At 68.3% G+C, this 26,918-nt stretch carries 16 protein-coding genes and 2 rRNA genes; 1 reads left to right on the top strand and 17 read right to left on the bottom strand.

Going from position 1 to position 26,918, the window contains the following annotated elements:
- Positions 1–13: 13 nt before the first annotated feature.
- The 6 genes from B6G06_RS02555 to gatC form a co-directional block, all read right to left on the bottom strand.
- Positions 14–3,207 (bottom strand): 23S ribosomal RNA (locus B6G06_RS02555).
- Between the two features lie 339 nt (positions 3,208–3,546).
- Positions 3,547–5,090 (bottom strand): 16S ribosomal RNA (locus B6G06_RS02550).
- The 16S and 23S rRNA genes sit together here, the layout of an rRNA operon.
- 660 nt (positions 5,091–5,750) lie before the next feature.
- The gene (locus B6G06_RS02545; protein ID WP_080462425.1) at positions 5,751–7,136 is read right to left on the bottom strand and encodes an NAD-dependent malic enzyme; all 1,386 of its coding nucleotides are present in this window, start codon (positions 7,134–7,136) and stop codon (positions 5,751–5,753) included.
- 239 nt (positions 7,137–7,375) lie between these two features.
- Positions 7,376–8,872: an Asp-tRNA(Asn)/Glu-tRNA(Gln) amidotransferase subunit GatB gene (gene gatB, locus B6G06_RS02540; RefSeq protein ID WP_080462426.1), complete on the bottom strand. Its 1,497-nt coding sequence runs from the start codon at positions 8,870–8,872 to the stop codon at positions 7,376–7,378.
- A complete protein-coding gene (gene gatA / locus B6G06_RS02535; RefSeq protein ID WP_080462427.1) occupies positions 8,869–10,416 on the bottom strand; it encodes an Asp-tRNA(Asn)/Glu-tRNA(Gln) amidotransferase subunit GatA in 1,548 nt (515 codons plus the stop codon). Before gatA ends, gatB begins: the two co-directional genes overlap by 4 nt.
- Positions 10,413–10,718, bottom strand: coding sequence for an Asp-tRNA(Asn)/Glu-tRNA(Gln) amidotransferase subunit GatC (gatC, locus tag B6G06_RS02530; protein ID WP_081170838.1), 306 nt, complete (start codon positions 10,716–10,718; stop codon positions 10,413–10,415). The genes gatA and gatC overlap by 4 nt, the downstream gene beginning before the upstream one ends.
- A gap of 376 nt (positions 10,719–11,094) precedes the next feature.
- Here gatC and B6G06_RS02525 point away from each other — a divergent pair, with 376 nt between their 5' ends.
- On the top strand, positions 11,095–12,567 hold the full coding sequence (locus B6G06_RS02525; RefSeq protein ID WP_080462429.1) for a L,D-transpeptidase family protein: 1,473 nt from the start codon (positions 11,095–11,097) through the stop codon (positions 12,565–12,567).
- A 112-nt stretch (positions 12,568–12,679) separates the two neighbouring features.
- Here B6G06_RS02525 and ndk read toward each other — a convergent pair whose 3' ends face one another.
- From ndk to B6G06_RS02470, 11 genes are all read right to left on the bottom strand, one after another.
- Complete coding sequence (ndk, locus tag B6G06_RS02520; RefSeq protein ID WP_081170836.1) at positions 12,680–13,111, bottom strand: nucleoside-diphosphate kinase; 432 nt, start codon at positions 13,109–13,111, stop codon at positions 12,680–12,682.
- A 93-nt stretch (positions 13,112–13,204) separates the two neighbouring features.
- Entirely contained in the window at positions 13,205–15,166 is a 1,962-nt protein-coding gene (locus B6G06_RS02515; RefSeq protein WP_081170834.1) for a bifunctional folylpolyglutamate synthase/dihydrofolate synthase, read from the bottom strand.
- A gap of 70 nt (positions 15,167–15,236) precedes the next feature.
- On the bottom strand, positions 15,237–16,559 hold the full coding sequence (locus B6G06_RS02510; RefSeq protein WP_081170832.1) for a UDP-glucose dehydrogenase family protein: 1,323 nt from the start codon (positions 16,557–16,559) through the stop codon (positions 15,237–15,239).
- Between the two features lie 169 nt (positions 16,560–16,728).
- The gene (locus B6G06_RS02505) at positions 16,729–18,198 is read right to left on the bottom strand and encodes a sugar transferase (RefSeq protein WP_080462433.1); all 1,470 of its coding nucleotides are present in this window, start codon (positions 18,196–18,198) and stop codon (positions 16,729–16,731) included.
- On the bottom strand, positions 18,195–19,658 hold the full coding sequence (locus B6G06_RS02500; protein ID WP_164505182.1) for a tyrosine-protein kinase domain-containing protein: 1,464 nt from the start codon (positions 19,656–19,658) through the stop codon (positions 18,195–18,197). The genes B6G06_RS02505 and B6G06_RS02500 overlap by 4 nt, the downstream gene beginning before the upstream one ends.
- Positions 19,659–19,863: 205 nt before the next feature.
- Entirely contained in the window at positions 19,864–21,342 is a 1,479-nt protein-coding gene (locus B6G06_RS02495; protein ID WP_081170828.1) for a lipopolysaccharide biosynthesis protein, read from the bottom strand.
- The gene (locus B6G06_RS02490; RefSeq protein ID WP_081170827.1) at positions 21,339–21,938 is read right to left on the bottom strand and encodes an acyltransferase; all 600 of its coding nucleotides are present in this window, start codon (positions 21,936–21,938) and stop codon (positions 21,339–21,341) included. Before B6G06_RS02490 ends, B6G06_RS02495 begins: the two co-directional genes overlap by 4 nt.
- Positions 21,935–23,275 carry an O-antigen ligase family protein gene (locus B6G06_RS02485; RefSeq protein WP_125898874.1) on the bottom strand — a complete coding sequence of 447 codons (1,341 nt, stop codon included), beginning with the start codon at positions 23,273–23,275 and terminating at the stop codon, positions 21,935–21,937. The genes B6G06_RS02490 and B6G06_RS02485 overlap by 4 nt, the downstream gene beginning before the upstream one ends.
- Positions 23,259–24,410, bottom strand: a complete 1,152-nt coding sequence (locus tag B6G06_RS02480) for a glycosyltransferase (RefSeq protein ID WP_081170823.1) — start codon at positions 24,408–24,410, stop codon at positions 23,259–23,261. The genes B6G06_RS02485 and B6G06_RS02480 overlap by 17 nt, the downstream gene beginning before the upstream one ends.
- A 57-nt stretch (positions 24,411–24,467) precedes the next feature.
- A complete protein-coding gene (locus B6G06_RS02475; protein ID WP_081170821.1) occupies positions 24,468–25,637 on the bottom strand; it encodes a glycosyltransferase family 4 protein in 1,170 nt (389 codons plus the stop codon).
- On the bottom strand, positions 25,637–26,506 hold the full coding sequence (locus B6G06_RS02470) for a glycosyltransferase family 2 protein (RefSeq protein WP_080462440.1): 870 nt from the start codon (positions 26,504–26,506) through the stop codon (positions 25,637–25,639). The genes B6G06_RS02475 and B6G06_RS02470 overlap by 1 nt, the downstream gene beginning before the upstream one ends.
- Positions 26,507–26,918: the final 412 nt, after the last annotated feature.

Here is a 26,918-nt window from a genome sequence, read left to right as displayed (position 1 = left end):
CCAGCGCGCTAAATATGTTGATTGTATCGGCCGATTAGTACCAGTCAGCTCAATAGCCCTTACAGGCTTTCCACCCCTGGCCTATCAACCCAGTAATCCACTGGGGACCTCCCACCCCCCAAAAAAAGGGGCATGGATACCTCATCTTGAAGATGGTTTCCCGCTTAGATGCTTTCAGCGGTTACCCGTCCCGAACGTAGCCAACCAGCCGTGCCCCTGGCGGGACAACTGGCACACCAGAGGTTCGTCCGTCCCGGTCCTCTCGTACTAGGGACAGGCCTTCTCAAGTATCCTGCGCGCGCAGAGGATAGGGACCGAACTGTCTCACGACGTTCTAAACCCAGCTCGCGTACCGCTTTAATGGGCGAACAGCCCAACCCTTGGGACCTGCTCCAGCCCCAGGATGCGACGAGCCGACATCGAGGTGCCAAACCATGCCGTCGATATGGACTCTTGGGCAGGATCAGCCTGTTATCCCCGGGGTACCTTTTATCCGTTGAGCGACGACCCACCCACACGGGATCGCCGGATCACTAGTTCCTGCTTTCGCACCTGCTCGACCCGTCGGTCTCACAGTCAAGCTCCCTTGTGCACTTGCACTCAACACCTGGTTGCCGACCAGGCTGAGGGAACCTTTGAGCGCCTCCGTTACACTTTAGGAGGCAACCGCCCCAGTTAAACTACCCACCAGGCACTGTCCCTGACCCGGATCACGGGCCCAGGTTCAGGCGCACGCCATGGCCAGAGTGGTATTTCAACAACGACTCCACCACCACTAGCGTGACGGCCTCACAGTCTCCCACCTATCCTGCACAAGCCATAGCGGACGCCAATACCAAGCTATAGTAAAGGTCCCGGGGTCTTTCCGTCCTTCTGCGCGAAACGAGCATCTTTACTCGTACTGCAATTTCGCCGAGCTCATGGTGGAGACAGCGGGGAAGTCGTTACGCCATTCGTGCAGGTCGGAACTTACCCGACAAGGAATTTCGCTACCTTAGGATGGTTATAGTTACCACCGCCGTTTACTGGGGCTTGAATTCACCGCTTCACCCCAAAAAAAGGGGCTGACAGATCCTCTTAACCTTCCAGCACCGGGCAGGCGTCAGTCCGTATACATCGCCTTGCGGCTTCGCACGGACCTGTGTTTTTAGTAAACAGTCGCTCCCCCCTGGTCTCTGCGACCCTCCCCCCCAACGGGCAAGCCGTCTCAGGGTTCAGGCCCCCCTTCTCCCGAAGTTACGGGGGCATTTTGCCGAGTTCCTTCACCATGATTCACTCGTGCGCCTAGGCATACTCTGCCCGACCACCTGTGTCGGTTTAGGGTACGGGCGGCTCGCACCTCGCGCCGGGGCTTTTCTCGGCGCCACAGGATCACCCTACTATCCCCCACCAAAAAGCGGGGTCACCATCACGCCTCACCCTCCCACCCCACAGGGCAGGCAGCCCCCGGATTTACCTAGGGACCGGGCCGCACGCTTGAACGGGCCAAGCCATCAGGCCCGCGAGGCTACCACTGCGCGTCACCCCTGTTAATGCGCTTGCCTACCAGCACGGAGGGTCCCCAGACCACCACCCACAACCCACACCAGGAACCCGAAAGCCCCCAGCACAAGTCAACGTGAGCAGCGGCGTGGGTCAGCACCCGCACGTCAGCATGGACGGTGCTACACCGGTACGGGAATATCAACCCGTCATCCATCGACTACGCCTGTCGGCCTCGCCTTAGGTCCCGACTCACCCAGGGCGGACTAGCCTGGCCCTGGAACCCTTGGTCATTCGGCGCTAGGGCTTCTCACCCTAGTATCGCTACTCATGCCTGCATTCTCACTCCCACGCCATCCACCCCTGGGTCACCCCGAGGCTTCACCCGGCGCAGGACGCTCCCCTACCACCCGCCACCCCTGCCCAACCCGCCCAAAAAGGGACAAGGAAGGAAAGGAACAAACGCGACGGGTCCGCGGCTTCGGCGGCGTGCTTGAGCCCCGCTACATTGTCGGCGCACGATCACTTGACCAGTGAGCTATTACGCACTCTTTCAAGGATGGCTGCTTCTAAGCCAACCTCCTGGTTGTCTGCGCGACCGCACATCCTTTCCCACTTAGCACGCGCTTAGGGGCCTTAGCCGGCGATCTGGGCTGTTTCCCTCTCGACGACGGAGCTTATCCCCCGCCGTCTCACTGCCCCGCTCACACCCGAACGGCATTCGGAGTTTGGCTGACGTCAGTAACCCTGTGGGGCCCATCAGCCACCCAGTAGCTCTACCTCCGCCGGGCAACACGAGACGCTGCACCTAAATGCATTTCGGGGAGAACCAGCTATCACGGAGTTTGATTGGCCTTTCACCCCTACCCACAGCTCATCCCCCCCATTTTCAACTGAGGTGGGTTCGGTCCTCCACACGCTCTTACACGTGCTTCAACCTGGCCATGGGTAGATCACCCCGCTTCGGGTCCAGGACGCGCCACTAAAACGCCCTCAATTCGGACTCGCTCTCGCTACGACTCCCCCACACGGGTTAGCCTCGCGACACGCCACTGACTCGCAGGCTCATTCTTCAATAGGCACGCCATCACCCCAAAAAAGGGCCCTGACGGCTCGTAGGCGCCCGGTTTCAGGTACTCTTTCACTCCCCTCCCGGGGTACTTTTCACCATTCCCTCACGGTACTCATCCGCTATCGGTCATCAGGAAGTATTCAGGCAACCGAGTGGTCTCGGCAGATTCACACAGGATTCCACGGGCCCCGTGCTACTCGGGAACACCACACACACAGGCCCACCAGTTCCGCCTACGGGGCTATCACCCACTACGGCCCCCCTTCCCAGGAGGTTCGGCTACCAGACAAGCTTTCTCACTGCGCCCCGCTCCGGCAGAAACGAGAACGGCGATGCCCCACAACCCCGCAACCGCAACCCCTGCCGGGTAATCACACGACCACGGTTTAACCATCATCCGCTTTCGCTCGCCACTACTCACGGAATATCCTCTCCTGCGGGTACTGAGATGTTTCACTTCCCCGCGTCACCCCCCACGCCCTATGAAATTCAAGCGCAGGTGACCGGGCATGACCCCGGCCGGGTCCCCCCATTCGGAAACCCTCGGATCACAGCCCGCTAGCCGGCTCCCCGAGGCTTATCGCAGGCCACCACGTCCTTCATCGGCCCCTGATGCCAAGGCATCCACCGAACGCCCATAAAAACAAACAACACACAAAACACACAGAGCAAAAACAAACGAAATCACACACAGCCCCGCACACCACCCCCTCAGCAAACCCCAACCCAAACCAGGCCAGAACCCACCAAGAAAACAGCAAACACGGAACCATGCAGATGCTCGCGCCCACTATACAGTTCACAACCAACCCACCCACACACCAACCCACCCCCCAACCAAAGGGAGACAAGCCAGCATCAGGCCCACAAAAGGGAACGGCATGCCGCCCCAGAACCCCGATAGCGCGCCACACTCACCCACATCACCCAACCCCCCGAACCCAGCCAACCACGACCAGGCAATAACAAACGAGAGGCCAAAAACTCCTTAGAAAGGAGGTGATCCAGCCGCACCTTCCGGTACGGCTACCTTGTTACGACTTCGTCCCAATCACCAGCCCCACCTTCGACCGCTCCCCATAAGGCCACGGGCTTCGGGTGTTGCCGACTTTCATGACGTGACGGGCGGTGTGTACAAGGCCCGAGAACGTATTCACCGCGGCGTTGCTGATCCGCGATTACTAGCGACTCCAACTTCACGGTGTCGAGTTGCAGACACCGATCCGAACTGAGACCGGCTTTAAGGGATTCGCCCCGCCTCACGGCATCGCAACCCTCTGTACCGGCCATTGTAGCATGCGTGAAGCCCAAGACATAAGGGGCATGATGATTTGACGTCATCCCCACCCTCCTCCGAGTTGACCCCGGCAGTCTCCCGCGAGTCCCCGCCATAACGCGCTGGCAACACGGGACAGGGGTTGCGCTCGTTGCGGGACTTAACCCAACATCTCACGACACGAGCTGACGACAACCATGCACCACCTGTGACGGCGCCCCACAAAAGCAGGGAAGCCACGTCTCCGCGACCAACACCGACATGTCAAGCCTTGGTAAGGTTCTTCGCGTTGCATCGAATTAATCCGCATGCTCCGCCGCTTGTGCGGGCCCCCGTCAATTCCTTTGAGTTTTAGCCTTGCGGCCGTACTCCCCAGGCGGGGCACTTAATGCGTTAGCTACGGCGCGGAAAACCCGGAAAGGCCCCCCACACCTAGTGCCCAACGTTTACAGCATGGACTACCAGGGTATCTAATCCTGTTCGCTCCCCACGCTTTCGCTCCTCAGCGTCAGTAACGGCCCAGAGACCCGCCTTCGCCACCGGTGTTCCTCCTGATATCTGCGCATTCCACCGCTACACCAGGAATTCCAGTCTCCCCTACCGCACTCAAGCCGGCCCGTACCCACCGCACGCCCCCAGTTAAGCCAGAGGATTTCACGGCAGACGCGACCAACCGCCTACAAGCCCTTTACGCCCAATAATTCCGGACAACGCTCGCGCCCTACGTATTACCGCGGCTGCTGGCACGTAGTTAGCCGGCGCTTCTTATCCAGCTACCGTCAACCCACCCAAAAAAGCAGGCCTTCTTCACTAGCGAAAGAGGTTCACAACCCGAAGGCCTCCATCCCTCACGCGGCGTCGCTGCATCAGGCTTCCGCCCATTGTGCAATATCCCCCACTGCTGCCTCCCGTAGGAGTCTGGGCCGTGTCTCAGTCCCAGTGTGGCCGTCCACCCTCTCAGGCCGGCTACCCGTCAAAGCCTTGGTAGGCCATCACCCCACCAACAAGCTGATAGGCCGCGAGCCCATCCCCCACCAGACAAAAGACCTTTCCCAACCCCACCATGCGACAGAGCCAGAATATCCCGTATTAACACCACTTTCGTGGCGGTATCCAGAAGAAGGGGGCAGGTTACTCACGTGTTACTCACCCGTTCGCCACTCATCCACCCCAACAAAAGCCAGGGCTTCACCGTTCGACTTGCATGTGTTAAGCACGCCGCCAGCGTTCGTCCTGAGCCAGGATCAAACTCTCCAAACAAAACCCACAAAACAAACACACCCAACCCACCCCAAACACAAGGCAGACCAAGCGCATCCATCCCATAAGCCAAGCCCAGAAAAAACAAACCAGGCCCAACCCACACCACCACCCAAAAACAGGCAACAGCACAGGCCAAACAAAAAAAGCCACAGCAACCAACCCACACCACCACCCAAAACAGGCAACAGCACAAGCCAACCACCACAGCACAACCCACCCAAGACACCCAACCAAAAAAATCAAGCACCCAGACAGGCCAAAAAATGACATAAACAAGCATGACACACTATCGAGTTCTCAAACAACACACCCACCCCACAACAACAACCCCACAACAAGGGCCACCACCACAAGAAGGCGCTGGAGAATTTTATCGGATCGATACTTGCCGGTCAAATCGAGAGTCCGTGACCCTCATCTCCCATATCGCTCCGAAACTCTCTCCGGTGCTGCCCTCGGGCCCCTCGGGCCCTCGCGGCAACGAAGGGAACTTTAGCCCGCGACGTCCCCATAAGGTCAAATCCTCCGAGCATGAAGCAGAACACACCCCGTCCCGGTCCCCGCCCGGTGTCCCGGTCCCCGCCCGGTCCGCGATCGATCGTGAGGGGGCCCGGTCCGCGGACCGGGCCCCCTCACGATCGATCGCGGCCGCTCGCCTCAGTCCTCGGCGAAGCGGCACACGGCGGCGGCCACGGCGGCGGACACGCGCGCGTCGAAGGCGTTGGGGATGATGTAGACGGGGCTGATCTCAGCGTCGCTGATCACCGAGGCGATGCCGGTGGCCGCGGCGCGCAGGAGCTCGGTGGAGATGTTGGTGATCCCGGTATCGAGCAGGCCCCGGAAGAGGCCGGGGAAGGCCAGGACGTTATTGATCTGGTTGGGGAAGTCCGAGCGGCCGGTCGCCACGACGCTGACATGGTCGGCGGCGCCGATCGGATCGACCTCGGGGGTCGGGTTCGCCATGGCGAAGACGATCGCGCCGTCGGCCATGACATCGAGGTCCTCGGGGGCCAGCAGGTTGCCGGACGACACGCCGATGAAGACATCGGCGCCGGCGAGCCCCTCCTTGAGCGTGCCGGTCACCCCTCGGGGGTTGGTGTTCTCAGCGAGCCACTTGCGGTGCTCGTTCATGCCCTCGGTGTCCCCGCTGTGCAGGGCGCCGGTGCGCCCGTAGCCCACGATGTCCGTAGCGCCATGGGCCATGAGGAGCTTGGCAATGGCGCTGCCCGCCGCGCCCACACCGGACAGGACGATGCGCACGTCCTCGATGCGCTTGCCGACCACCTTGAGCGCGTTGATGAGGGCGGAGAGCGTGACGACGGCGGTTCCGTGCTGGTCGTCATGGAAGACGGGGATGTCCAGCTCCTCGCGCAGGCGGGCCTCGATGTCGAAGCACTTGGGGGCGGCGATGTCCTCGAGGTTGATACCGCCGTAGGCCGGGGCGATGGCCTTGCAGATCGCGATGATCTCCTCGGGGTCCTTCGTGTCCAGGGCGACGGGCCAGGCATCGACACCGCCGAACTGCTTGAAGAGGATGGCCTTGCCCTCCATCACGGGCATCGCGGCGGCCGGGCCGATGTCCCCCAGGCCGAGCACCGCAGTGCCATCGGTGACCACGGCGACGGTGTTCTTCTTGATGGTCAGCTTGCGGGCCCGCTCGGGGTGGTCATGGATGGCCTTGCAGACGCGGGCCACGCCGGGGGTGTAGACGCGGGCGAGGTCGCGGCGGTTGCGCACCGGGTACTTCGACGCGATCTCGATCTTCCCGCCGACGTGCGCGAGGAAGGTGGAATCCCCGACGTTCTCGACGATAACGCCGTCGATGGCGCTCAGCGCCTCGACGAGCTCACCGCGATGCACCGAGTCGCGGGTGTCGGCGGTCAGGTCGACGACGAGGCTGTCGCCGTCGGAGTCCGAGACATCGACGCCGGTGACGACGGCGCCCGTCGCAGTGGCCGTGTCCACCAGCTTCGCGACGACCCGCTGGGACGCGGGAACCTCCATGTGCAGGGCCACGGTGTAACTGGGGCTGGGCTGGACCATGATGGCTCCTTCGAAGCGGTGTCCGTCGGCGCCGCTCGCCGACCACCTGGAATGGGAATGATTCGGCCGAAGCCTATCCCCCTCGCCCCACGGACCGGACTCGGGGCGACCATCAGGCAAGACGATTCGCGCTTGTCCGATTCCCCAGGCCCGTCGACCGCTCCTCCCCCATGAGCGGTGCCCCGGCGCGCCCACGATGGGCGGGCGCCAGGGCACCGATGGGATCGGAGGCCCGGGCCTCAGCCCTGGATGCGCTCCATAATGAGCTCGCGCACGCGCTTGGCATCGGCCTGGCCCTTGGTGGCCCTCATGACGGCGCCCACGATCGCGCCGGCGGCCTGGACCTTGCCGCCGCGGATCTTGTCGGCGACGTCGGGCTGTGCGGCCAGCGCCTCATCGATGGCGGCCGTGAGCTCGGACTCGTCGGAGACGACCTCCAGGCCGCGTGCGGAGGCGACGGCCTCGGGATCGCCCTCGCCTGCGAGCACGCCGGCCAGGACCTGCCGGGCGAGCTTGTCGGTCAGGCGCCCGGAGTCCACGAGCCCCTGGAGCTCGGCCACCTGGGCCGGAGTGATCGCCAATTCCTCCAACGCGGTCTCCCGCTCCTTGGCAGCGCGGGCGAGCTCGCCCATCCACCACTTGCGGGCGGCCTGGCCGGTGGTGCCGGCCTGGGCAGTGGCCTCGATGAGCTCCAGGGCCCCGGCGTTGACGACGTCGCGCATCTCGGAGTCGCTGAGATCCCACTCGGCCCTGAGGCGACGGCGCTTAGCAGCGGGCAGCTCGGGCAGGGCGGCACGGATCTGCTCGACCCATTCCCGACTGGGGGCCACTGGCACGAGGTCGGGCTCGGGGAAGTAGCGGTAGTCGTCGGCGTCGGACTTCACGCGCCCGGCGCGCGTCGTGCCGTCGGCCTGGCCGTGGCGGGTCTCCTGGAGGACCCGCCCCCCACTGGCCAGGATGGCGGCCTGACGGGAGATCTCGTAGCGGATGACGGCGTCGATCCCGCGGAAGGTGTTGACGTTCTTCGTCTCGGTGCGGGTGCCCAATGGCGCGTCCGGGCCCTCGCGCAGGGAGACGTTGACGTCGGCGCGCACATTGCCGCGCTCCATGCGGGCCTCGCTCACCCCGAGGGCCCTGAAGATATCGCGCAGGGAGCGAACGTACGCGGCGGCCACCTCCGGAGCTCTGGCCCCGGCGCCGATGATCGGGCGGGAGACGATCTCTACCAGTGGCACGCCGGCGCGGTTGTAGTCCACCAGGGAGTGGCTGGCACCCTCGATGCGGCCGTCAGCCCCGCCGATGTGGGTGTTCTTGCCCGCGTCCTCCTCCATGTGGGCGCGCTCGATGGGCACGGTGAACAGCGCGCCGTCCCCGAGCTCGACCTCCAGGGCGCCATCGAAGGCGATGGGCTCATCGGATTGGGAGGTCTGGAAGTCCTTGGCCAGGTCGGGGTAGAAGTAGTTCTTCCTCGCGAAGCGGCAGGACTCGGCGATCTGGCAGCCCAGGGCCAGGCCGATGCGGATCGCGTACTCCACGCCCCGCTTGTTGACCACCGGCAGCGCGCCGGGAAGGCCCACGGAGGTGGGGGTGACGCGGGAGTTCGGCACCCCGCCGAAGGCGTTGGGGGCGGCGTCGAACATCTTCGTGGCGGTGCCGAGCTCGACGTGCACCTCCAGGCCGATGACCGGGTCGTAGCGGCGCACGGCCTCGTCGTAGTCCATCAGGGTGTCGCTCATCGCTGCTCCTCCTCCAACTCGGGGCACTGGGCCAGCAGGTGCCCGCCCCAGCTCTCCTCCAGGGCCGCCTCCAGAACCGCGCCGACGCGGTAAAGGCGGTTATCGGCGCGCTGCGGCGCCAGGATCTGGAAGCCGACGGGCAGGCCCCCGCTCAGCCCCGAGGGCAGGCTCATGCCCGGGATGCCCGCCAGGTTGGCCGGGATCGTCGTGACGTCCAGCGTGTACATCGCCAGGGGATCGTCCTTCTCCCCGAAGCGGTAGGCGGTGATCGGCGCCGTCGGGGAGACGAGCACGTCGGCGCGCTCCCAGGCGGCGGCAAAGTCGCGCTGCACGAGGGTGCGGACCTTCTGCGCGGACCCGTAATAGGCGTCGTAGTAGCCTGCGGAGAGCACGTGGGTGCCCAGGATGATGCGCCGCTTGGCCTCGTCGCCGAAGCCCGCGCCGCGGGTGGCGGCCATGACGGTCTCGGCGGTGACGGGGCCGCTGGCGGGCTCGACGCGCAGGCCGTAGCGCATGCCGTCGTAGCGGGCGAGATTGGAGGACACCTCGGCGGGCATGATGAGGTAGTAGGCGTCGAGCGCGTAGTCCAGGTGGGGCAGGCTGATCGTCTCCACGCTCGCACCGGCCGCCTCGAGCAGGGCCAGGGCGGCATGGAAGGAATCCATGACGCCGGGGTCGTAGCCCTCACCGCCATCGAGCTCGGAGATGACGCCCACGCGCAGGCCCGTCAGGTCCCGTCCCGCCCGGGCGGCGCGGACGATGGCGGCCATGCCTCGGGGGGCGTCGTCCAACGAGGTGGAGTCGAGCGGGTCGTGCGCGCCGACGACGTCGTGCAGAAGGGCGGTGTCCAGGACGGTGCGGGCCATGGGGCCGGGCGTGTCCAGGGAGGAGGCCATGGCGATGACGCCGAAGCGCGAGACGGTGCCGTAGGTCGGCTTGACGCCGACGGTGCCGGTGACGGCGGCGGGCTGGCGGATCGAGCCACCGGTATCGGTGCCCAGGGCCAACGGCGCTTCATAGGAGGCCACCGCAGCGGCCGAGCCGCCCGAGGAGCCCCCTGGAATGCGCCCGAGGTCCCACGGGTTGGCGGTGCGCTTGAAGGCGGAGTGCTCGGTGGAGCCGCCCATGGCGAACTCGTCGAGGTTGGTCTTGCCCAGGATCGGCAGGCGCGCCTCGCGCAGCGCCGTCACGGCCGTGGCGTCATAAGGGGGAACCCATCCCTCAAGGATCCTGGAGGCGGCCGTGGTGACCTGCCCACGGGTGGCGAAGAGATCCTTGACGGCCACGGGAACGCCGGTGAGCTCGTGCGGGGCCCCGCCATCGGCTCGTCCGGCGGCGCGGGCGGCGTCGGCGGCGTCGGCATCGGCCAGGGCCTTGTCGGCATCGACGTCGAGGAAGGCCCCGATGGCGCCGTCGACAGCGCTGATGCGCTCCAGGTGGGCGCTGGTGAGCTCACGGGAGCTCACCTCGCCTCCGGCCAGGGCCTCAGCCTGCTCGGCGGCCGTGGCCCGGATGAGGGCGGACAGGGAACGGGCCTCGCTCATGAGCCGGACTCCTCTCCGAGGATCTGGGGCACGAGGAACATGGAGTCCTCGGCCACCGGAGCGCCGGCGAGGAGCTCGTCGACATCGAGGGTCGGGCCGGGGATGTCCTCGCGCAGGACATTGGCCAGCGGCACGGGGTGGGAGGTCGCAGGCAGATCGGGGGTGACAACGGAGGTGACCCTGGCGAAGGAGGAGGCGACGGCGTCCAGCTCACCAGCCAGGCGCGTCACCTCCTCATCGGTCAGGGCCACGCGCGCGAGCGACGCGACCCGCGCGACCTCGGCGGAGGAGATGGCAGACATGGGCAGGAGTCTAATCCTGCCGCCCCCGGGCGCGCGCCCACGGGGCTCCCGCGCCCGGCAGCGCTCAACAGCGCCCGTCATTGACCCGTCACCCGCGCACCGCGGCCCATCACCGCCCGCCGCCCAGGCGCTCCGGGAGTATCCGCCCACCGGGACCCAGGGGGATTCCTCACGGACGCCCCGTGACCCGCAAAATCTCACGATCATTAAGGGATCTCACAGGAAACATGCAGGGAAGGGCGTTGACTCGGTAAGCGGACTGGCGTGTGATGGTCGCACGGACGGCCCTGCGCGCACGCGGGGCCGGACGGGGACAGCGCGTCCCTCCCCTCCCCGAGGAGGGGGCTCACAGGGCGGGCACGATCGAGGGCATGTGATGACCGCGGAGACTCTTCTGGACAACAGCACCGAGGCGGCGGCGCCCGGACGCCATCGCCGCTGGCCTCTGTGGGCCGGGCTGGGACTGCTGCTCGTGGCCGGCGCGGGCACGGGCGCTTACGCCTACGCGAGCCATTACGCGGACCGCGCCGTCCCTGGAACCGCGATCGGGGGGACCGACGTGTCGGGCATGACGCGCGATGAGATCTCCTCGATGATCGCCTCGAAGTCGGAGTCGGCCACGGTCGCGGTGTCCGGGGACGTGACCGCCACCGCGACGCTGGCGGACCTCGGCATCACCGTGGATCCAGGCGCAACGGCCGACGCTGCCCTAGCGCGGGGCGCCAGCGCCGGGGATCGCCTGGCCTCACTGTTCTCCTCCGAGGACATCCCCGTGGTCATAACCACTGACGCCTCCGTCACCGACGCCTACGCCTCCTCGCTCATCCCCACCGACAAGGTCCGCGCGCGCAATGCCGAGGTCTCGCTCAACGCGAAGGGGACCTCCTTCACGGTGACACCGGCCGTGTCGGGGACGAGCATCGATCCCGCCCCGCTGGCCCGGGCCGGCGCCGAGGCCGCCTCGACCCTGACCCCCACCAGCGCCTCCGTGTCGATGACCACCCAGCCGCCCGCGGTCTCGGACGCGGACGCCCAGGCCGTGGCCGATACGGCGAACAGCTGGATCAGCCAGGACGTGACGATCTCCAACGCCTCCGGCAAAACCTCCTACAGCCCCGACGCCTCCACCAAGGCCTCCTGGATCACCGTCTCCACGAGCAATGACGCCGCGCCGACGTTGTCGATCGACTCCGCTGAGGTCTCCTCCTGGGTGGCCGATCAGGCCAGTGAGGAGAACATCGACGAGGTCCAGGGCACGAGGAACGTCAACTCCAAGGGCGAGGTCGTGGCGACCCCCGTCGAGGCGATCAAGAGCCGGACGGTCAAGAACGCCGACGCCCTGTCCGCCTCGATCGCCGAGGCCCTGGGCAAGGGCACCGGCTACTCCGGGGCCTTCGAGATGGAGGTCGGCGAGGAGAAGTGGACGCAGCGGGCCATCGCCGACGGCGCCGAGAGCCTCATCTACCAGGCCGCCCCCGGTGAGAAATGGGTGGACGTCAACCTCTCCGCCAAGACGGTGACCTCCTACGAGGGGGCGACCGTCGTGCGCGGGCCCGTCTCGATCGTCGATGGCGCCGCGGAGACGCCGACGGTCACCGGCACGTACCGCGTCTACCTCAAGTACGCGACGCAGACGATGCGCGGCCAGAACGCCGATGGCTCCGACTACGTCACTGAGGACGTGCCCTGGGTGAGCTACTTCCACAGCGGGTACGCCTTCCACGGGGCCCCGTGGCGCTCGTCCTTCGGCTACTCGGGCTCGCACGGCTGCCTCAACATGCCCGTTGACGAGGCCCAGTGGATGTACACCTGGGCGGACAACGGCACGACCGTGGTCAGCCACTACTGACGCCACTGATCCGATCCGCCGGCCCCGGATCGTCCTTGACCGTCCTCGCGCGATGGCGGCCCGCCCCGGAAGGGGCGGGCCGCCATCGCGCCCGTGGGAGCCAGCGAGGGCCTCAGCCGAGCTCGGGGAACCAGATGGCGATCTCGCGGGCCGCGGAGGCCTCGCAGTCCGAGCCGTGGACGAGGTTCTCGATGGCGCTCGATCCCCAGTCGCGGGCAAGATCGCCCCGGATGGTGCCGGGCGCGGCCGTCGTCGGATCGGTAGCGCCCATGAGGGAGCGGCAGCCCTCAATGACGCGATGGCCCTCCACCACGGCGGCGACCACCGGCCCGGAGGTCATGTACTCCACGAGCCCGGGGTAGAAGGGGCGCTCCACATGCTCGGCGTAGTGGGCGGCGAGGACCTCCTCAGTCGGGACGACGAGCTTGAGGGAGGCCAGGGAATAGCCCTTGGCCTCGATGCGGCGCAGGATCTCGCCGGTGAGGCGGCGGCGCACGCCGTCGGGCTTGACGAGGATGAGGATGCGGCTGGGTGAGGCGGTCATGGGTGTCCTTCGACGTCGGTGACGGGCGGGACCGGTGATCGGATCTCGTCGCACCGGCCGCCGCGGTGGGACGACGATATCGCGCCCGCGGGCTCAGGGGCGGCGGAACAGGGCCCGGGCCTCGGCGGCCAAGATCACCGAGCCCACGATGAGCACGCCCGAGGACGTCATCGGGGCATCACCGCCCTCGGAGAGCGCGACGGCGCGGTCGACGCCGTCGGCGAGCGCCTGCGCCACCTGGACGCGGTGCTCCCCGAAGACCTCGCGGGCGACGGCCCCCAGGTCCTCGACGTCCATGGCCCGGGGCGAGTCGATGGGCACGCAGACGACAGCGTCGCAAGCGGGCTCGAGGACCGATAGGATCCCCTCAACGTCCTTGTCCGCCATGGCGCCCATGACGGCGACGAGATGCGTGAAGCCGAAGGCCTCCTCAACGGCGGGCATGAGGGCTGACACGCCGTGCGGGTTGTGCCCGGCATCGACGATGACGGTCGGGGAGGACCGCAGGACCTCCAGGCGCCCCGGGGATGTCGTCGAGGCGAAGCCCTCCTCCACGAGGGCCGGTGGAAGGGCGCGCCCCCCGAAGAAGGCCTCGACGGCCGCGAGCGCCAGTAGCGCGTTGCGCGCCTGGTACTCGCCATGGAGGGGCACGAAGACGTCCTCGTAGACGGCGGCCGCCGTGGCCAGCGTGACGAGCTGGCCGCCCACGGCCAGTTCTCGCGAGCGCACGCTCAACTCGCCGGCCCCCGGCTCACCCGGGTCCTCCTGGGGATCGAGCTCCCTGCGCCACACGACCCGGTGCTCGGTTGCCGCGGCAGCGATGACCTCCTGCGCCCGGGGATCCTGGAGCGAGGTGATGAGGGTGGCCCCGTCCTTGATGATGCCGGCCTTGTTCTCGGCGACCTCGCGGATCGTGCTGCCGAGCCAGGCGGCGTGGTCGAGGCCGATGGGGGTGATGATCTCGATATCGGAGTCCACAATATTCGTGCAGTCCCATGTACCGCCCATACCGACCTCGATAACGGCGGCGTCCACGGGGTGATCGGCGAAGACCGCCAGCGCCATGACGGTGAGAACCTCGAAGAAGCTCATCCTCGGGCCGCCCCCGGCCGTGGAGCGCTCATCGACCATCGCGATGTAGGGGGCGACGTCCTCCCATGCGGCAATGAAGCCCTCCTCGCTGATCGGCTCGCCGTCCAGGCTGATGCGCTCGCGGATCGTGGCCAGGTGCGGACTGGTGAATCTGCCGGTGCGCAGGCCCGCGGCCGCCAGCAGCCGCTCGGTCATGCGGGCTGTCGAGGTCTTGCCGTTGGTGCCGGTGATGTGGATGACCCGGTAGGCGCGCTCGGGGTGGCCCAGGATGTCCATCACCGCCTCAATGCGCTCCAGGGAGGGTTGGACGCGGTGCTCGGGGGCGCGGGAGAGGATCTCGGCCTCGACCTGCCGCATGCGCTCGCCCACCTCGACGCCGCGGGCGGCCGCCAGCAGGGCCCGGCGGTGGGCGTCCCCCTCGCCGGGATCGCCGTCCCTCGCCGCGTCAGCCTTCTGCCCTCCGTCGGGATCGCCATCGGCGTCCGGCAGGACCGGCTCCCAGGACTCCCAGTCATCGGAGCCGTCGGCGTCGACCTCGGCCAGGAGCGCGTCGAGCTCGTCCGGGTCGCCCGAGGCCAGCATGTTGTGCGCGACGAGCTCGCGCAAGGCCGCCAGGTCCTCGGCCTCGGCCGCCGATCGCGCCTCATCCCGCTCACCGGCGGCCCGGCGGGCCTCGGCGAGGTTGCGGCCCGGCGCGGAGGGATCCTGCCCCCCGCCCGCCGCGGAGGCGTCGGCGGCCTCGAGGTAGGGCAGGAGCCCGGGGTCGATCCCCTCCCCGCCGTCCCGGGCCCCGGTGCTTGCGCCCCCGGTGCCGAAGACGGCGTCGACGACCTCCTCGGCGGTGGCGCGGGCGGGAATACCGAAGGCCGCGCCCGGGTGGGAGCCCTTGGCGCCGTTCTCGGCCCGACCGGTCGGCTCGCCCTCAGCGCTCGCCGCGCCGCCGGATCCCTGGTGGTGGGTCATCAGTCCTCCTCATCGCCCGCGGGCCCGCACCGTGCCCGCGAGAGACAACTGTACTGGCCCGGATGCCCCCTCAGCGCCGGCCCATTCCCATGTAGGAGAAGCCCGCGCCCTTCCACGCCCCCGCGTCCAGGGAGTTGCGGCCATCGATGACGTTGGTGCGGCGCATGAGGGAGGCCGCCCGCACGGGATCGATGGAGGTGAACTGGCGCCACTCGGTGGTCAGGACGGCCAGATCGGCTCCTCGCAGGGCCTCATCGGCGGTCTCGCAGACCTCCAGGCCCTCGCGGCCCTGCTCAGCGAGGATGGCGCCGGCCTGGGGATCGGTGATGGCCACGCGCGCGCCGGCGGCGGCGAGCAGACCCGCGATCTCGAGAGCAGGCGAGTCGCGCATATCGTCGCTGTCCGGCTTGAAGGCGGCTCCCAGGATCGCCACGCGGGCGCCGTCGAGCCCATCATCGAGCATCTGGCGGGCCTTGTCGAGGACGACGGAACGCGCCCGCAGGTTCACCCGGTCCGCCTCGGCGAGGATGTCGAGAGCCTCGCCCGTGCCGAGCTCGGCCGCGCGCGCCTGGAAGGCGCGGATGTCCTTGGGCAGGCATCCCCCGCCGAAGCCGATGCCGGCGCGCAGGAATCGGTGGCCGATGCGCGCATCCAGGCCGATGGCCTCGGCCAGGGAGGTGACATCGGCGCCGGCGGCGTCGCAGACCTGGGCGACGGCGTTGATGAAGGAGATCTTGAGGGCCAGGAAGGAGTTGGCGCTGACTTTCACCAGCTCGGCCGTTGCGTAATCCATGGTCAGGCGCTTGACGCCGGTGGCGAGGATGGGCGCGTAGACCTCGTCGAGGACGGCGATGGCCGCCTCGGCCCGGAAGGTGTCGGCGGGCAGGCCGTAGACCATGCGATCGGGCTCCAGGGTGTCCTTGACCGCGAAGCCCTCGCGCAGGAACTCGGGGTTCCACACCAGGGTGGTGCCCGCGGCGTCGAAGCGCTCGGCCAGGCGCGCGGCCGTGCCCACGGGGACGGTCGACTTGCCGACGACGATCTCCTCGCCCTCGACGCACCTGCCCAGGTGGGGCTCGAGGGCGTCGACGGCGCTGTCCACATACGTCATATCCGCCGCGCCGGAGGGCGTCTGAGGGGTCCCGACGCCGATGAAGTGGACCTGGGAACCCTCGGCGGCGGAGATGTCCGCGGTGAAGCGGAGGCGCCCGGAGGCGACGTTGCGCGAGAGGACCTCCTCGAAGCCCGGCTCGAAGAACGGCGCCCTCCCGGCCGCGAGGGCGCTGATCCGGTGCTCGTCGACGTCGATCCCCACGACGTCGTGCCCGATCTCGGCCATTGACGCCGCGTGGACGGCGCCGAGGTAGCCGCATCCGATCATCGAGATGCGCATGGGTGCTCCTCTCCTCCCGGCCCTCGCGGGGCCGGATCATCAGGGTCGTTCAGTGGTGCCCCGCGCGCCTGGGAGAGCGCGTCGATGGCGATAAGGCATCGGGATGAGGGGAGAGCGGTGGGCGCGGACGATGGGTGGCCCCGGCAGGGCCCACCCGGGCCGGAGGTAGTCAGGCCGAGCCGTCCAGGAGGAGGACGGCCTTGACGGTGCGCAGCAGGATCCACAGGTCGAGCCCGGGGGTCCAGTTGTCCACGTAGAACAGGTCAAGGCGGATGGCCTCCTCCCAGGTGAGGGAGGAACGACCGCTGACCTGCCACAGCCCAGTGATCCCGGGCTTGGAGAGCAAGCGCCGGGCGGCCTCATCGTCGTAGAGCGCGACCTCCTTTGCCACCTGGGGGCGCGGACCCACCAGGCTCATCGAGCCCGCCAGGACGTTGAAGAGCTGGGGCAGCTCGTCGATGGAGGTGCGCCGCAGGAAGGCGCCCACGCGGGTGATGCGCGGGTCGTTGTCGACCTTGAACAGGGGGCTGTCCGTGCGGTTCTGCTCGCGCAGGAGCCCGGCGAGCTCGGCGTCGGCGTTGATCCGCATGGAGCGGAACTTCCAGATCTGGAAGGGCTTGCCGTCCAGGCCGATGCGGGTCTGGCGGAAGAGGATCGGGCCGCGGTCCTGCATCCAGATCAGCGGCGGAACGATGAGCCACACGGGCAGTAGCAGGACGATGAGCAGCGAGGATGCGATGATGTCCGTGGCGCGCTTGACCAGCGAGTGCGCCACATCGGCGCGGGGCTGCTGGATCTCGATGGCGGACAGGCCCCTGGCCGAGCGCATCCACAGCCGCGAGCTGGCGATCTGCAGGAGCGGAGGCAGCATGATGAGGCGTCCCTCGGCGCCGAGGGATTGACTCAGTCGGCGGATCATGGCGGAGGTGAGCCCGGAGTCCTCCGCGACGACGACGGCGATGCCATCGGAGCTCTCCACGGTGTCCTGCAGGCTTCCCACTCCCCCGATGATGGGCACGGGGAGGTCGGGGCGCTCCCCGAGGGGGCCCTCATCGGAGATGAAGGCGCCTCGGATCTGCAGTCCGAGGCCAGGCTGCCGGGCGAGCTCGGCGATCGCCGAGGCCACGGCGCCAGTCGATCCGACGACGTAGGCGGGCTGCGCGAGCCTCCCCGCGGCGGAGAGGCGGATGAGACGGCGCCGGGCGGCCCAGTGCCAGGCCAGGAGGGCCACGATCGAGATCGCGAGCGCGGCCACGAGGTAGGAGGTGGGCAGCCGCACCCCCACCATGTAGCCCAGGATCGAGAACCCCGCGAACTCCAGGACGGTGGCCCACACGACCCGCTTGTACTCGGTGGCTCCGTGCCCCAGGACCCTGTCGCGGTACACATCGGCCTTGGTCAGCAGCATCCCCCAGGTCACGGCGACCGCCGCGATGAGCAGGGCGCGCATCACGAGGGCGGGGACGACTCCGGTGCCGATGTCCTCGCGGCCGGTGACATGGCACAGCCTCTCCACGCATACGACGACGAGCAGGATGATCACGAGATCTCCGGCCCGCAGGCCCCGGCGGAAGAAGGTCCTCCTCCTCCAGGCCTCGGACGCCGTCGGGACGGCGCTGAAGGAGGACGACTGGATCATGATTCCGCCGATCGGTCGGCCAGGAGCCCCGCGGTGCCGTTGTCGCGGGCCGGGATCGCGGGCGCGGGGGCCCCGGCGCCGATCTCCCCGCGGGCGGCGCCGGATCGGCTCGCGCCACCGGGCATGAGCGCACCCGCGCGGCCGCCGTCGAGAAGCCCCCGCTTGTTGACGGCGTTGAGGACGACGCCGAGGATCCTCCCGCCGCCCTGCTCGAGAGCCTGCGCGGCCTGGCGCAACTGGGTGGTGGTGGTGGTGCCGGTGGAGACCACGAGCAGGGCGCCGTCGGCCTGGGCGGCCAGCACGGCAGCATCGGTGGCCTGCGAGGTCGGCGGGGAGTCGATGAGGACGATGGCCTCGGCGGACAGGCTCTCCAGCAGTTCGGCCATCCGCGAGGAGCCCAGGAGCTCGGAGGGGTTGCCCGGCAGCGCCCCGGCGGGGATGACGGACAGGCCCGGCATGGAGGTGCGCACGAGGACGTCGTCGGAGGAGGCGGTGCCGGCGAGCACCTGGGCCAGGCCGGCGCGACGGCCGTCCACCCCCAGGACGGAGGCCAGGGACGGGGCGCGCAGGTCCCCCTCGAGGAGGACGACGCGGTGCCCGGACATCGCCAGGACCCGGGCCAGGCCCACCGTGATGGTGGTGCGCCCCTCGCCCCGGACGGCCGATGAGATGACGGCACTGCGTCCGGCGGTCGCCGTGGCGCGGATGAAGTTGGTGCGCAGCTTGCGCAGCTCCTCCTCGATGGCCGGGTCGGAGGCGTCCGCACCGTTCCGGATGAGATCGGAGTGCGGCAGAACCCCCAGGACCGGCGACTCGAGGACGGCCAGGACCTCTCCGGCGCCGCGCACCCGCTTGTTGAGCACCTCGACCACGAGAATGCCCAGGTACGCCAGGACGAGCCCGCCGAGGACCCCGGCGCCCATGAGTATCGTGATCGACGGTGATCGGGGGGCGGCTCGCAGCTCGGCGGAGGTCATGAGCTCGACCCCGACGGGGATGTCGTCGCCGTTGAGGGCGGCGAACTCCGCGTTGGACTGCCGGACGGTCTCATCGGCGATCCTGCGGGCCTGCTCGGGCGAGTCGGCGGTGGCCTCGACAACGACCGTGTCCGCGCCCGTGACGTGCTTGGCCTTGATGGAGCCGGCCAGGGCGGTGGGCGTCGTGCCCGCGAGTCCGAGGGAATCGATCACCCCCTGGGCCACGGTCTCGGAGGTGATGACCGGCAGGAGGGACTTGGCCTTGCGCTCGGCCAGCTGGGAGGCGACGAGCTGGTAGCTCGTCGGGTTGTCCTGAGCGGCGGCGATCGAGGCGTCCACCTTGACGTAGGCGATGGAGGCGGCGGTGTACGACCTGGGGCCGAGCAGGGCCGCGCCGGCCGCGAGGAGAGCTCCCACGAGGACACCGATGGCGAGGACGCGCCAGGAGCGCCTGGCGAGCAGGAGGAGGTCTTCGAGAGTCATCAGCGGGCCTCCTCCCCCGTGAGGCGGCCGGGTGCGCCGGTCCAGTCCGGTGCCATGCCGTGGGGCGAGGCCGCGCCGGGCCATCCTGTTGCGTCACACATGTGGAGCCTTCCTGCTCGGGGATCACTTCGGTCGTTGTCGGTCATGTCGGTCATGTCACTGGTGCCGGGCATACCGGTTGTCCCGGTCCTGCCGGAGCGGGCCATCACTTCATCGCGTTGATCGCGCGCAGCGAGCCCATGAGGGATCTCCGGTTGAGGGCGAGGACCGCTGCGGTCACGGCGGTGAAGACGACCACCGCGATCACGGGCACGGGGGCGCCGATCGAGAGCAGCGCCCAGCGCGCTCCGGCGCCCGCGGCCGCGGCGGCCAGCGCGCTCAAGACGTAGAGGACGAGGTCGTGGGGGTCGAGGGCCGAGCGCAGGCTCCCCTCGATCTCCTTCAGGCTGAGGCGCAGGAGGACCCAGGTCATCGCCGCGTTGACGACGACCGAGGCCACGGCCGGCCCGATGAAGCCGATGAGGGCGTAGAGCACGGGGCACAGCACCGCGTTGGCGGTGACGGCGACCAGGGAGACCGCCATGAGCGCGCGGGTCCTGCCGGCGGCGGACAGGATGAGCGAGAGGCTGGCGAAGCGCACCATGGCGGTGACGAGGTAGAGGCGGAAGACGGCGAGGCCATCGAGGTAGCGGGCGCCGTAGAGGACCTGCACCACCTCGGGGGCGACCACGAGGCAGGCCACGGCGAAAGTGCCGGTGGTCAGGTAGCCGACGGCCAGGTAGTGCCGGAAGAGCTCGCGGATGCGCTCCTTCTGGTCGGCGCCGATGTAGCGGGTGACGATCGGCACGATGACAGTGAGGAAGGAGGCGGAGATGAGGTCGAGGGGCAGGACCATGGAGGCGTTGGAGTAGACGGCGTAGCGCTCAGTAGGCTCGTTCATGCCGATGACGAGCGCGCCGATCTGCCTCATGAAAGTGGCCGTCAGCACGTATACGCCCATGGGCAGAGCGAGTCCCAGGATCTGGCGGATGCGGCGCCAGCTGGGCAGTGACGGCCACACGGGGTAGCGCCAGCGCCGGAAGCTGTCCCAGAACCACAGCAGGGACGCCGCGTCGAGAGCGAGGAGCATCGCGAACAGGATTGCCAGGTCGGAGGTGATGGTGGCCGTGATGAGGACGGCGATGAACTTCAGCGCTGCCAGCACAAGGTTGCGGATCGCGATGACCCGCGCCTGCCCGATCGAGACGATGAGGACCTGGAAGACGCTGGTCATATTCGTGAGCATGGGCCGAGCCATGAGCAGGATGATGAGCGGGGGCAGCAGGGGGTTGGAGAAGTAGTCGCCGATGGCGCCCCGGGCGAGGATCATCGCCAGGGCGGTCACCAGGCCGACGAACGTCTGGATCATGACGATGGTGCGCACGTAGGCGCGTGAGAGACGCCGCTTCCCGCCGCGGTTGAAGAAGTAGTTGACGGCGTCGGCCATCCCCAGGATGGTGGAGTCCGAGCAGATGGTCACCAGTAGGACGCCCTGGGCGTAGGTGCCGTAGTCGGTCAGCGACAGGCTGTGCGACAGGATCATCGTATTGGCCATGGTCGAGCCCAGCGTCACGATCTTGACGCTGGCCAGCAGCAGGGAGTCGACGGCGCTGCCGGTAGGGCGGCGGAACGGGCTCCTTCTCACTGCAGCCTCTTGACGACTCGGGCGGGGTTGCCCGCGACGATCGAGTGGGACGGCACGTCCTTGGTGACGACGGCGTGTGCAGCCACCACCGAGCCGTGCCCGATGGTCACGCCCTTGAGCACCATCGTGTACTCGCCGATCCACACGTTGTCCTCGATGACCACGGGGGCAGATTCGGCCTCGGTCCAGTCCCACAGGGGTCCGCCGTGCTCGCCGCGCGTCATGCGCAGGCGGGCCCCGGGGTCGGTAGGGTGGCTGTTGTGGTCGAAGATATGGGCGTGGGTGGAGATGATGACGTCGGAGCCGATGCTGATCGACTCGACGGCGCCGATGAGGCTGGCCCCCGCTCCCCCGATCCAGCAGTGCGAGCCGATGGCGATGGTTCCCGCGCCGCGCGTCATGAGCGTGGCGTCGAGGAAGACGTGGTCGCCGATGGTCACGGACGGGGCGCGCGTGGAGCCGGCGGAGCAGCGGGCGTAGGAGCCCAGGCGCAGGTCCTCGCCGGTCCGGAGCACCCCGGCCGAGGAGGCGCGGCGGAACCGGGAGGCGGCCAGGGATCGGCGCGCGCCGTGGATGACTCGTGAGGGCAGGCTCATCGGTCGGCGCTCCTCTCACGGGGGCTGGTCCCGGCGGCGCGGCTGCCGCCCGTCAGCTCCACGACCCGGCTGGCGAGGAAGGGGATGAGGATGAACAGGGCCATGTTGTAGATGTAGATCTCGCTGACGGCCATCACCGACATCGCCGCGTAGACGGCGGTCAGGGCCGCCCTGGCCCGGGGATCGCAGGCCGATCGGTCTATCCGGGCGCTGGCCGTCCACAGCAGGGCGCCGAAGAGGCCCACGGCGATGAGCCCGCCGTCGTGCATGATCTGGAGGTACTGGTTGTGGGCCTGCCACAGCCCGCCGTCGAGACCGGGGGCGAACCTGCCGAACTCATGGTTGATGCCGTGGCCGAGCAACGGCGATTCAGCGACGATCGGCAGGGCGGCGTCCCAGATGTCGGTGCGGCCCGTCAGCGTGAGCGACTTGCCCAGGGTGCCCTCGATGAGGGAGGCGAACAGCAGGTGGATCCGCACCACCACGACGAGCAGCGTGACGACGAGCCCGCCCACGGTGACGGCCCTCATGGACAGCAGGCCCCGCCCATGGGGCCGCAGGGAGACCATGACGTAGGTGATGGCGGCGATGGCGGTGCCGACGAGCGCCGTCGCCACGTGGAGGAAGGCGATCTGGAGCAGGCCGGTGCCCACGGCGATGACCGAGCGCCAGCCCCAGCGCCTGGGCGAGGTGGAGTCGTAGAGGAAGGCCAGCATCGTGGCCGGGAAGATCGTGTCGGTGACCCTGGTGCGGATGCCCAGGAGGTAGGAGGGCTGGGAGAACTGGGCGCCGGCGGCGGCGTCCTTGGAGATCCCCAGCAGGATCATCGCGGCGTTGACCATGAGGTAGAGCAGGAGGAGGTCCGTCAGGACCCTCAGGAGCCGCCTGCGGGAGTCCTCCTCGCCGCCGACGTGCAGTTCGATGACCATCAGGACGCTCACCTGGGCGATGGAGGCGTAGCCCCAGTTGAGCAGGTCGCCGTCGTGCAGCAGGGTGGGCAGCAGGTAGGCGAGGCGGTAGAGGATGAAGAGCGTCAGCGTGGCCGACAGCGCCACCCGGCGGGCGAGGTAGGCCAGGACGAGCCCGAGGAAGACGACGGCCGTGAGGGCCTTGACCAGGGGCGCCAGGGACGCGCTCTCATCGACCAGGCTCGGCTTCATGAGAATTCCGCAGATCATCATGAGTCCGAGGTAGCGCAGCGGGTAGCAGCGCCGGGCGAAGCCGACGAGGGCCTCCTTGAGGGCGCCGGCCGTGCCGGTCGCGGCGCCGTCGCCCCGTCGGGCGCTCAGACGGCCCCGGGGCACGGTCCCCGTACTCATCTCAACGGTAGAGGTCACAGTAGGCCTCCATCATGGCTCGTGCGGAGTGGTCCTTCGCCGTGGCGAGTGCCGCGCGGCTGAGCCGGCTGTAGCGCCCGGGGTCCTCCCAGATGCGCGCGACGGCCGCGGCGATCTCCTGGGCGGCCTGGGGAGCGCGGGGGTTGATGAGAGCGCCATTGAGGCCGTCGGCGACGATGCTGGGCATTCCCCCGACGGCCGTGGCCACGACGGGCAGGCCGGCGGCCATGGCCTCGATGACGCTCATGGGCAGGCCCTCGTACTCGGAGGCCAGCGCGAAGATGTCCGCCTCGGCGTAGAAGGGGGCGGGGTTGCGCTGAGGACCCGCGAAGCGGACGCGATCGGCGATGCCGAGGGTTCTCGCGCGCTGTCCGAGATCGGCCACGAGGGGGCCGTCGCCCACGAGGGTGAGGCTGGCGTCGCGCCCGGCGCGGACCAGGGCGGCGACGGCGTCGAGGAGGAGGGCGTGGTTCTTCACCGGCGCGAGCCGGGCCACGCACAGCAGGCGCGGGGCGCGCCGCCGGGCACCGGGGCCGGGGGAATCGAGGTCGCGCTCGCAGGCGAAGGCGCCCACGTCCACGCCGTTGCGGACCACGGGAACGCCCTCGGGGGCGAGTCGGTACTCGCGGCAGATCGAGTCGCGGACCTCCTCGCCCAGTGCGACGGGCACGACCCCGTGCCTGAAGGCGTAGCGGTTGAAGCGCCGCAGGACGGGCAGGCGGGTCTCATGGGTGGCCACGGAGTGGACGGTGTGGATGAGGCGGGGGCGGGCCCCGCTCAGGCGCACGGCGGGCAGGACGTAGGCAAGCACCGGCTGGTGGGTGTGGATGACGGTGGGCCGGAATTCGTGGATGAGGCGCCGCAGCCCGGCGGTGGCGCGGGGGTCCGGGCCCTTCCTCTTGCCCAGGGCCTCCACGCGCACGCCCGCATCGCGCAGGGCGTCGGCGATGTCGGTGTCCCCCGAGCCCAGGCAGGCCACGAGCACGGGATGCCCGGAGCGCTTCAGCTCGCGGGCGAGGTTGAGGACCATCATCTCGGCGCCTCCGGTGCCCAGCCCGTGGGTAACGAGCATGATGCGCATGGCGGGCTGCGATCGCGTTGCCGTCGGCGAGCCGTTGGGCTGCGTGCGTGTCATCGGCGCTTGTCCTCGTGATCCGTGGGTGGTTCGGGGGAAGGGGGGGCGGGGCCCGCCTCAGGGGCGGGCGGTGAGGGCCTCGGCGATCCGCTCGAAGACGGCGCCGGCGGTGTAGGCCTCGGCGCGCTCGTGAATGGCGCGGCGCATGGCCTCGACCTCCTGGTGCGGCAGGGCGAGGAAGGCCTCGATGGTCGGGCGGAGGTCCTCGGGGCGCTCGAAGTCGTAGCCGAGTCCTGTCACGCCGTCGGTGAGCATCTCGGAGTAGTACGCCCAGCGACTGGCGATAACGGGTAGGCCCGCGCCCATGGCGTCGACGATGGTCCCTGGGATCCCCTCCCCCCAGAACTCGGTGGGGAAGAGCAGCGCGGAGTAGTCCCGGATGGTCTCCACGCCCCGCTCGGGCTTGACGGCGCCCATGTACCGGGTGTGTGGTGCGCTCTCAATGAGGGCGTGGAACTCAGCCTCGTAGTCCTCGTCGATCGGCCCGTAGATGTCGAGCACGGCCTCGGGGCCGCCCGGGCACGCGTCCCCGTTGAGGGAGGCCACGGCTCGCACGGCGTTCTCAATGCCCTTGCCCGGGACCACCCTGCTGAACATGCACAGGCGCGCGGGGCGGGCCTCGGGCGCGTCGAGGCGGGCGGCAGCGGGATCGAAGTCCTTGAAGTTGGGCAGGTAGGCGGCGTTGCGCACGCCGAGCTCAGTCAGGCGGGCCACGAGGGCCCGGCTCTCCACCCAGTTGACCTGGAAGGCGTTGAGGCAGCGCACCAGGCGGCCCGAGGGATCGCGCTCGATATCGTCGGCGAGGCGGCCTCCGATGAGGTTGTGGAAGACGCGCGTGCCGCGCATGGAGGCGGCCAGGGCGAGCACGGGGAAGAAGAAGCGGCGGCCGTTGTCGGACAGGAGCACCACGACGTCGTCGCACACGGCCAGGCAGCGCGCCGCGTCCTTGACCACCCGCAGGGGGTGGTGGCGGTAGTCGAGGGTGTCGACGGTGCGGATGGCGTCGGCGCCGAATCGATGGGCGAGGTGGCGGTAGACCACCCGGGTCTTGACGGTCTGGCCGTCGACCATCGTCTCGCCGAGGTCGATCCTGCCCATGACCCCGATGCGGCGGCCCTCGCCGACCTCGTCGGACCGGTGGGCGGCGCGGCCCCGGAGCGCACTGATGCCCGTGACTGCGATGGCAGCGCCTGTGAGGGAGAGCAGCGCTGCCGTCCGTGTTCTCATCAGGAGCTCCTCCGGCGTCGCATCATCGCGTGGGACAACTGCCATGCCAGGCAGTAGGCGGCGTAGGGACGGGGCAGGCGCTCGACATCCCTGTAGAGGCGCCAGGTGCGCTTGACCGCCTTGACCTTGTTGGAGGACAGGGACCCCACGGTCTTCCTGTACTTGGCGAGGCATTCGTCCAGACCGTGGAAGCGGTGGCCGCGCTTCATCACCTGCAGCCAGGTGGCGGCGTCCTGCCCGCGGCGCAGGTCCGGCATGACCAGGAGGGAGCGATCGACGATCGTGGTATCGAAAACCACTGAGAGCGTGCAGGTCATCGTGTTCTTGAGGAACTGCTTGTACGTGAACGAGCGGGGCGCGTGGACGTAATTCCGGTGCTCGCCATCCTCCTCGATGGTCTCGTAGGAGGTGACGCAGACCCCGGCCTTGGTCCGCCTCATGAAGGCGATCTGCCGCTCCAGCTTGGCCGGCGCCCACAGGTCGTCGGAGTCGAGGTAGGCGATGTAGCGCCCCCGGGCGGCCTCGAGTCCGCGGTTCCTCGCCTTGGCGACGCCCTGGTTCTCGCCTTGCACGAGAACGGTGATCCGGGAGTCCTGCGCCGCGAAATCGGTGAGGATCGGAACGGTGGAGTCCGTCGAGGCGTCGTCGACAGCGATGACCTCCAGGTCTGCCATGGTCTGGTCCAGAACGCTGCGGATCGTCTCGGCGACATGGTCCTCGGAGTTGAACGAGGGGACGATCACGGACACCAGCGGGGCATCCCCTGCCGCTGAGCCCGCCGGGCGCCCTTCGGGGAGGGCATCCGACCCTGCTATGCGCCGCTCCGCGCCAGTATGAGCATGGATACCGGTGGAGTTCTCCTGGGTCATCGATTTCCTTTGAGTACGAAGACGGGATTTCGACTGACTCAGCTCAGCAGGGTTTGAGGGACTCCCGAATCACCTGTGCCGAGCACAGTGAATCAGCCAGGACGAGCGCCGTATCACCGAGGTGCGCCGAGTCGAACACTTCAATCACGAAACAATCACAACTGAAGTGAACACCCTTGTCAGGCTAGTGAGACCACCCAAAGGTGTCAACAGAATATCGACTTTCGACGGAACTTCGGGAGATAGGTCACTCCGAATGCATGTCGAACGTCATGCCACCTTCGAAGGAGCTCCCAGGGTTTTCTCAGAATTGGCCGCAATCCCCCACGCTCGTTGAATGCTGCGGGGGCGGCCGGCCGCGATCATGCGGTCGGCCGCCCCCGCGGCTCATTATGGCGCGGCCCGGCTCCGG

It is taken from the genome of Actinomyces gaoshouyii (assembly GCF_002076915.1).
In the GTDB taxonomy this organism is placed as follows: Bacteria; Actinomycetota; Actinomycetes; order Actinomycetales; family Actinomycetaceae; genus Actinomyces; species Actinomyces gaoshouyii.
The sequence above is the reverse complement of the archived record's forward strand: the minus strand, read 5'-3'. Positions and strand labels throughout refer to the sequence as shown.

Bases quoted from the DNA above. Each gene is read 5' to 3' on its own strand.
- gatB (WP_080462426.1), bottom strand. From the start codon at position 8,872: ATGAGCGACACCCTGATGGACTACGACGAGGCCGTGCGCCGCTACGAC.
- B6G06_RS02505 (WP_080462433.1), bottom strand. From the start codon at position 18,198: ATGATCCAGTCGTCCTCCTTCAGCGCCGTCCCGACGGCGTCCGAGGCC.
- B6G06_RS02475 (WP_081170821.1), bottom strand. From the start codon at position 25,637: ATGAGAACACGGACGGCAGCGCTGCTCTCCCTCACAGGCGCTGCCATC.
- B6G06_RS02500 (WP_164505182.1), bottom strand. From the start codon at position 19,658: ATGACTCTCGAAGACCTCCTCCTGCTCGCCAGGCGCTCCTGGCGCGTC.
- B6G06_RS02480 (WP_081170823.1), bottom strand. From the start codon at position 24,410: ATGACACGCACGCAGCCCAACGGCTCGCCGACGGCAACGCGATCGCAG.
- B6G06_RS02525 (WP_080462429.1), top strand. From the start codon at position 11,095: ATGACCGCGGAGACTCTTCTGGACAACAGCACCGAGGCGGCGGCGCCC.
- B6G06_RS02510 (WP_081170832.1), bottom strand. From the start codon at position 16,559: ATGCGCATCTCGATGATCGGATGCGGCTACCTCGGCGCCGTCCACGCG.
- B6G06_RS02545 (WP_080462425.1), bottom strand. From the start codon at position 7,136: ATGGTCCAGCCCAGCCCCAGTTACACCGTGGCCCTGCACATGGAGGTT.
- gatA (WP_080462427.1), bottom strand. From the start codon at position 10,416: ATGAGCGAGGCCCGTTCCCTGTCCGCCCTCATCCGGGCCACGGCCGCC.
- B6G06_RS02470 (WP_080462440.1), bottom strand. From the start codon at position 26,506: ATGACCCAGGAGAACTCCACCGGTATCCATGCTCATACTGGCGCGGAG.
- B6G06_RS02515 (WP_081170834.1), bottom strand. From the start codon at position 15,166: ATGACCCACCACCAGGGATCCGGCGGCGCGGCGAGCGCTGAGGGCGAG.
- ndk (WP_081170836.1), bottom strand. From the start codon at position 13,111: ATGACCGCCTCACCCAGCCGCATCCTCATCCTCGTCAAGCCCGACGGC.
- gatC (WP_081170838.1), bottom strand. From the start codon at position 10,718: ATGTCTGCCATCTCCTCCGCCGAGGTCGCGCGGGTCGCGTCGCTCGCG.
- B6G06_RS02490 (WP_081170827.1), bottom strand. From the start codon at position 21,938: ATGAGCCTGCCCTCACGAGTCATCCACGGCGCGCGCCGATCCCTGGCC.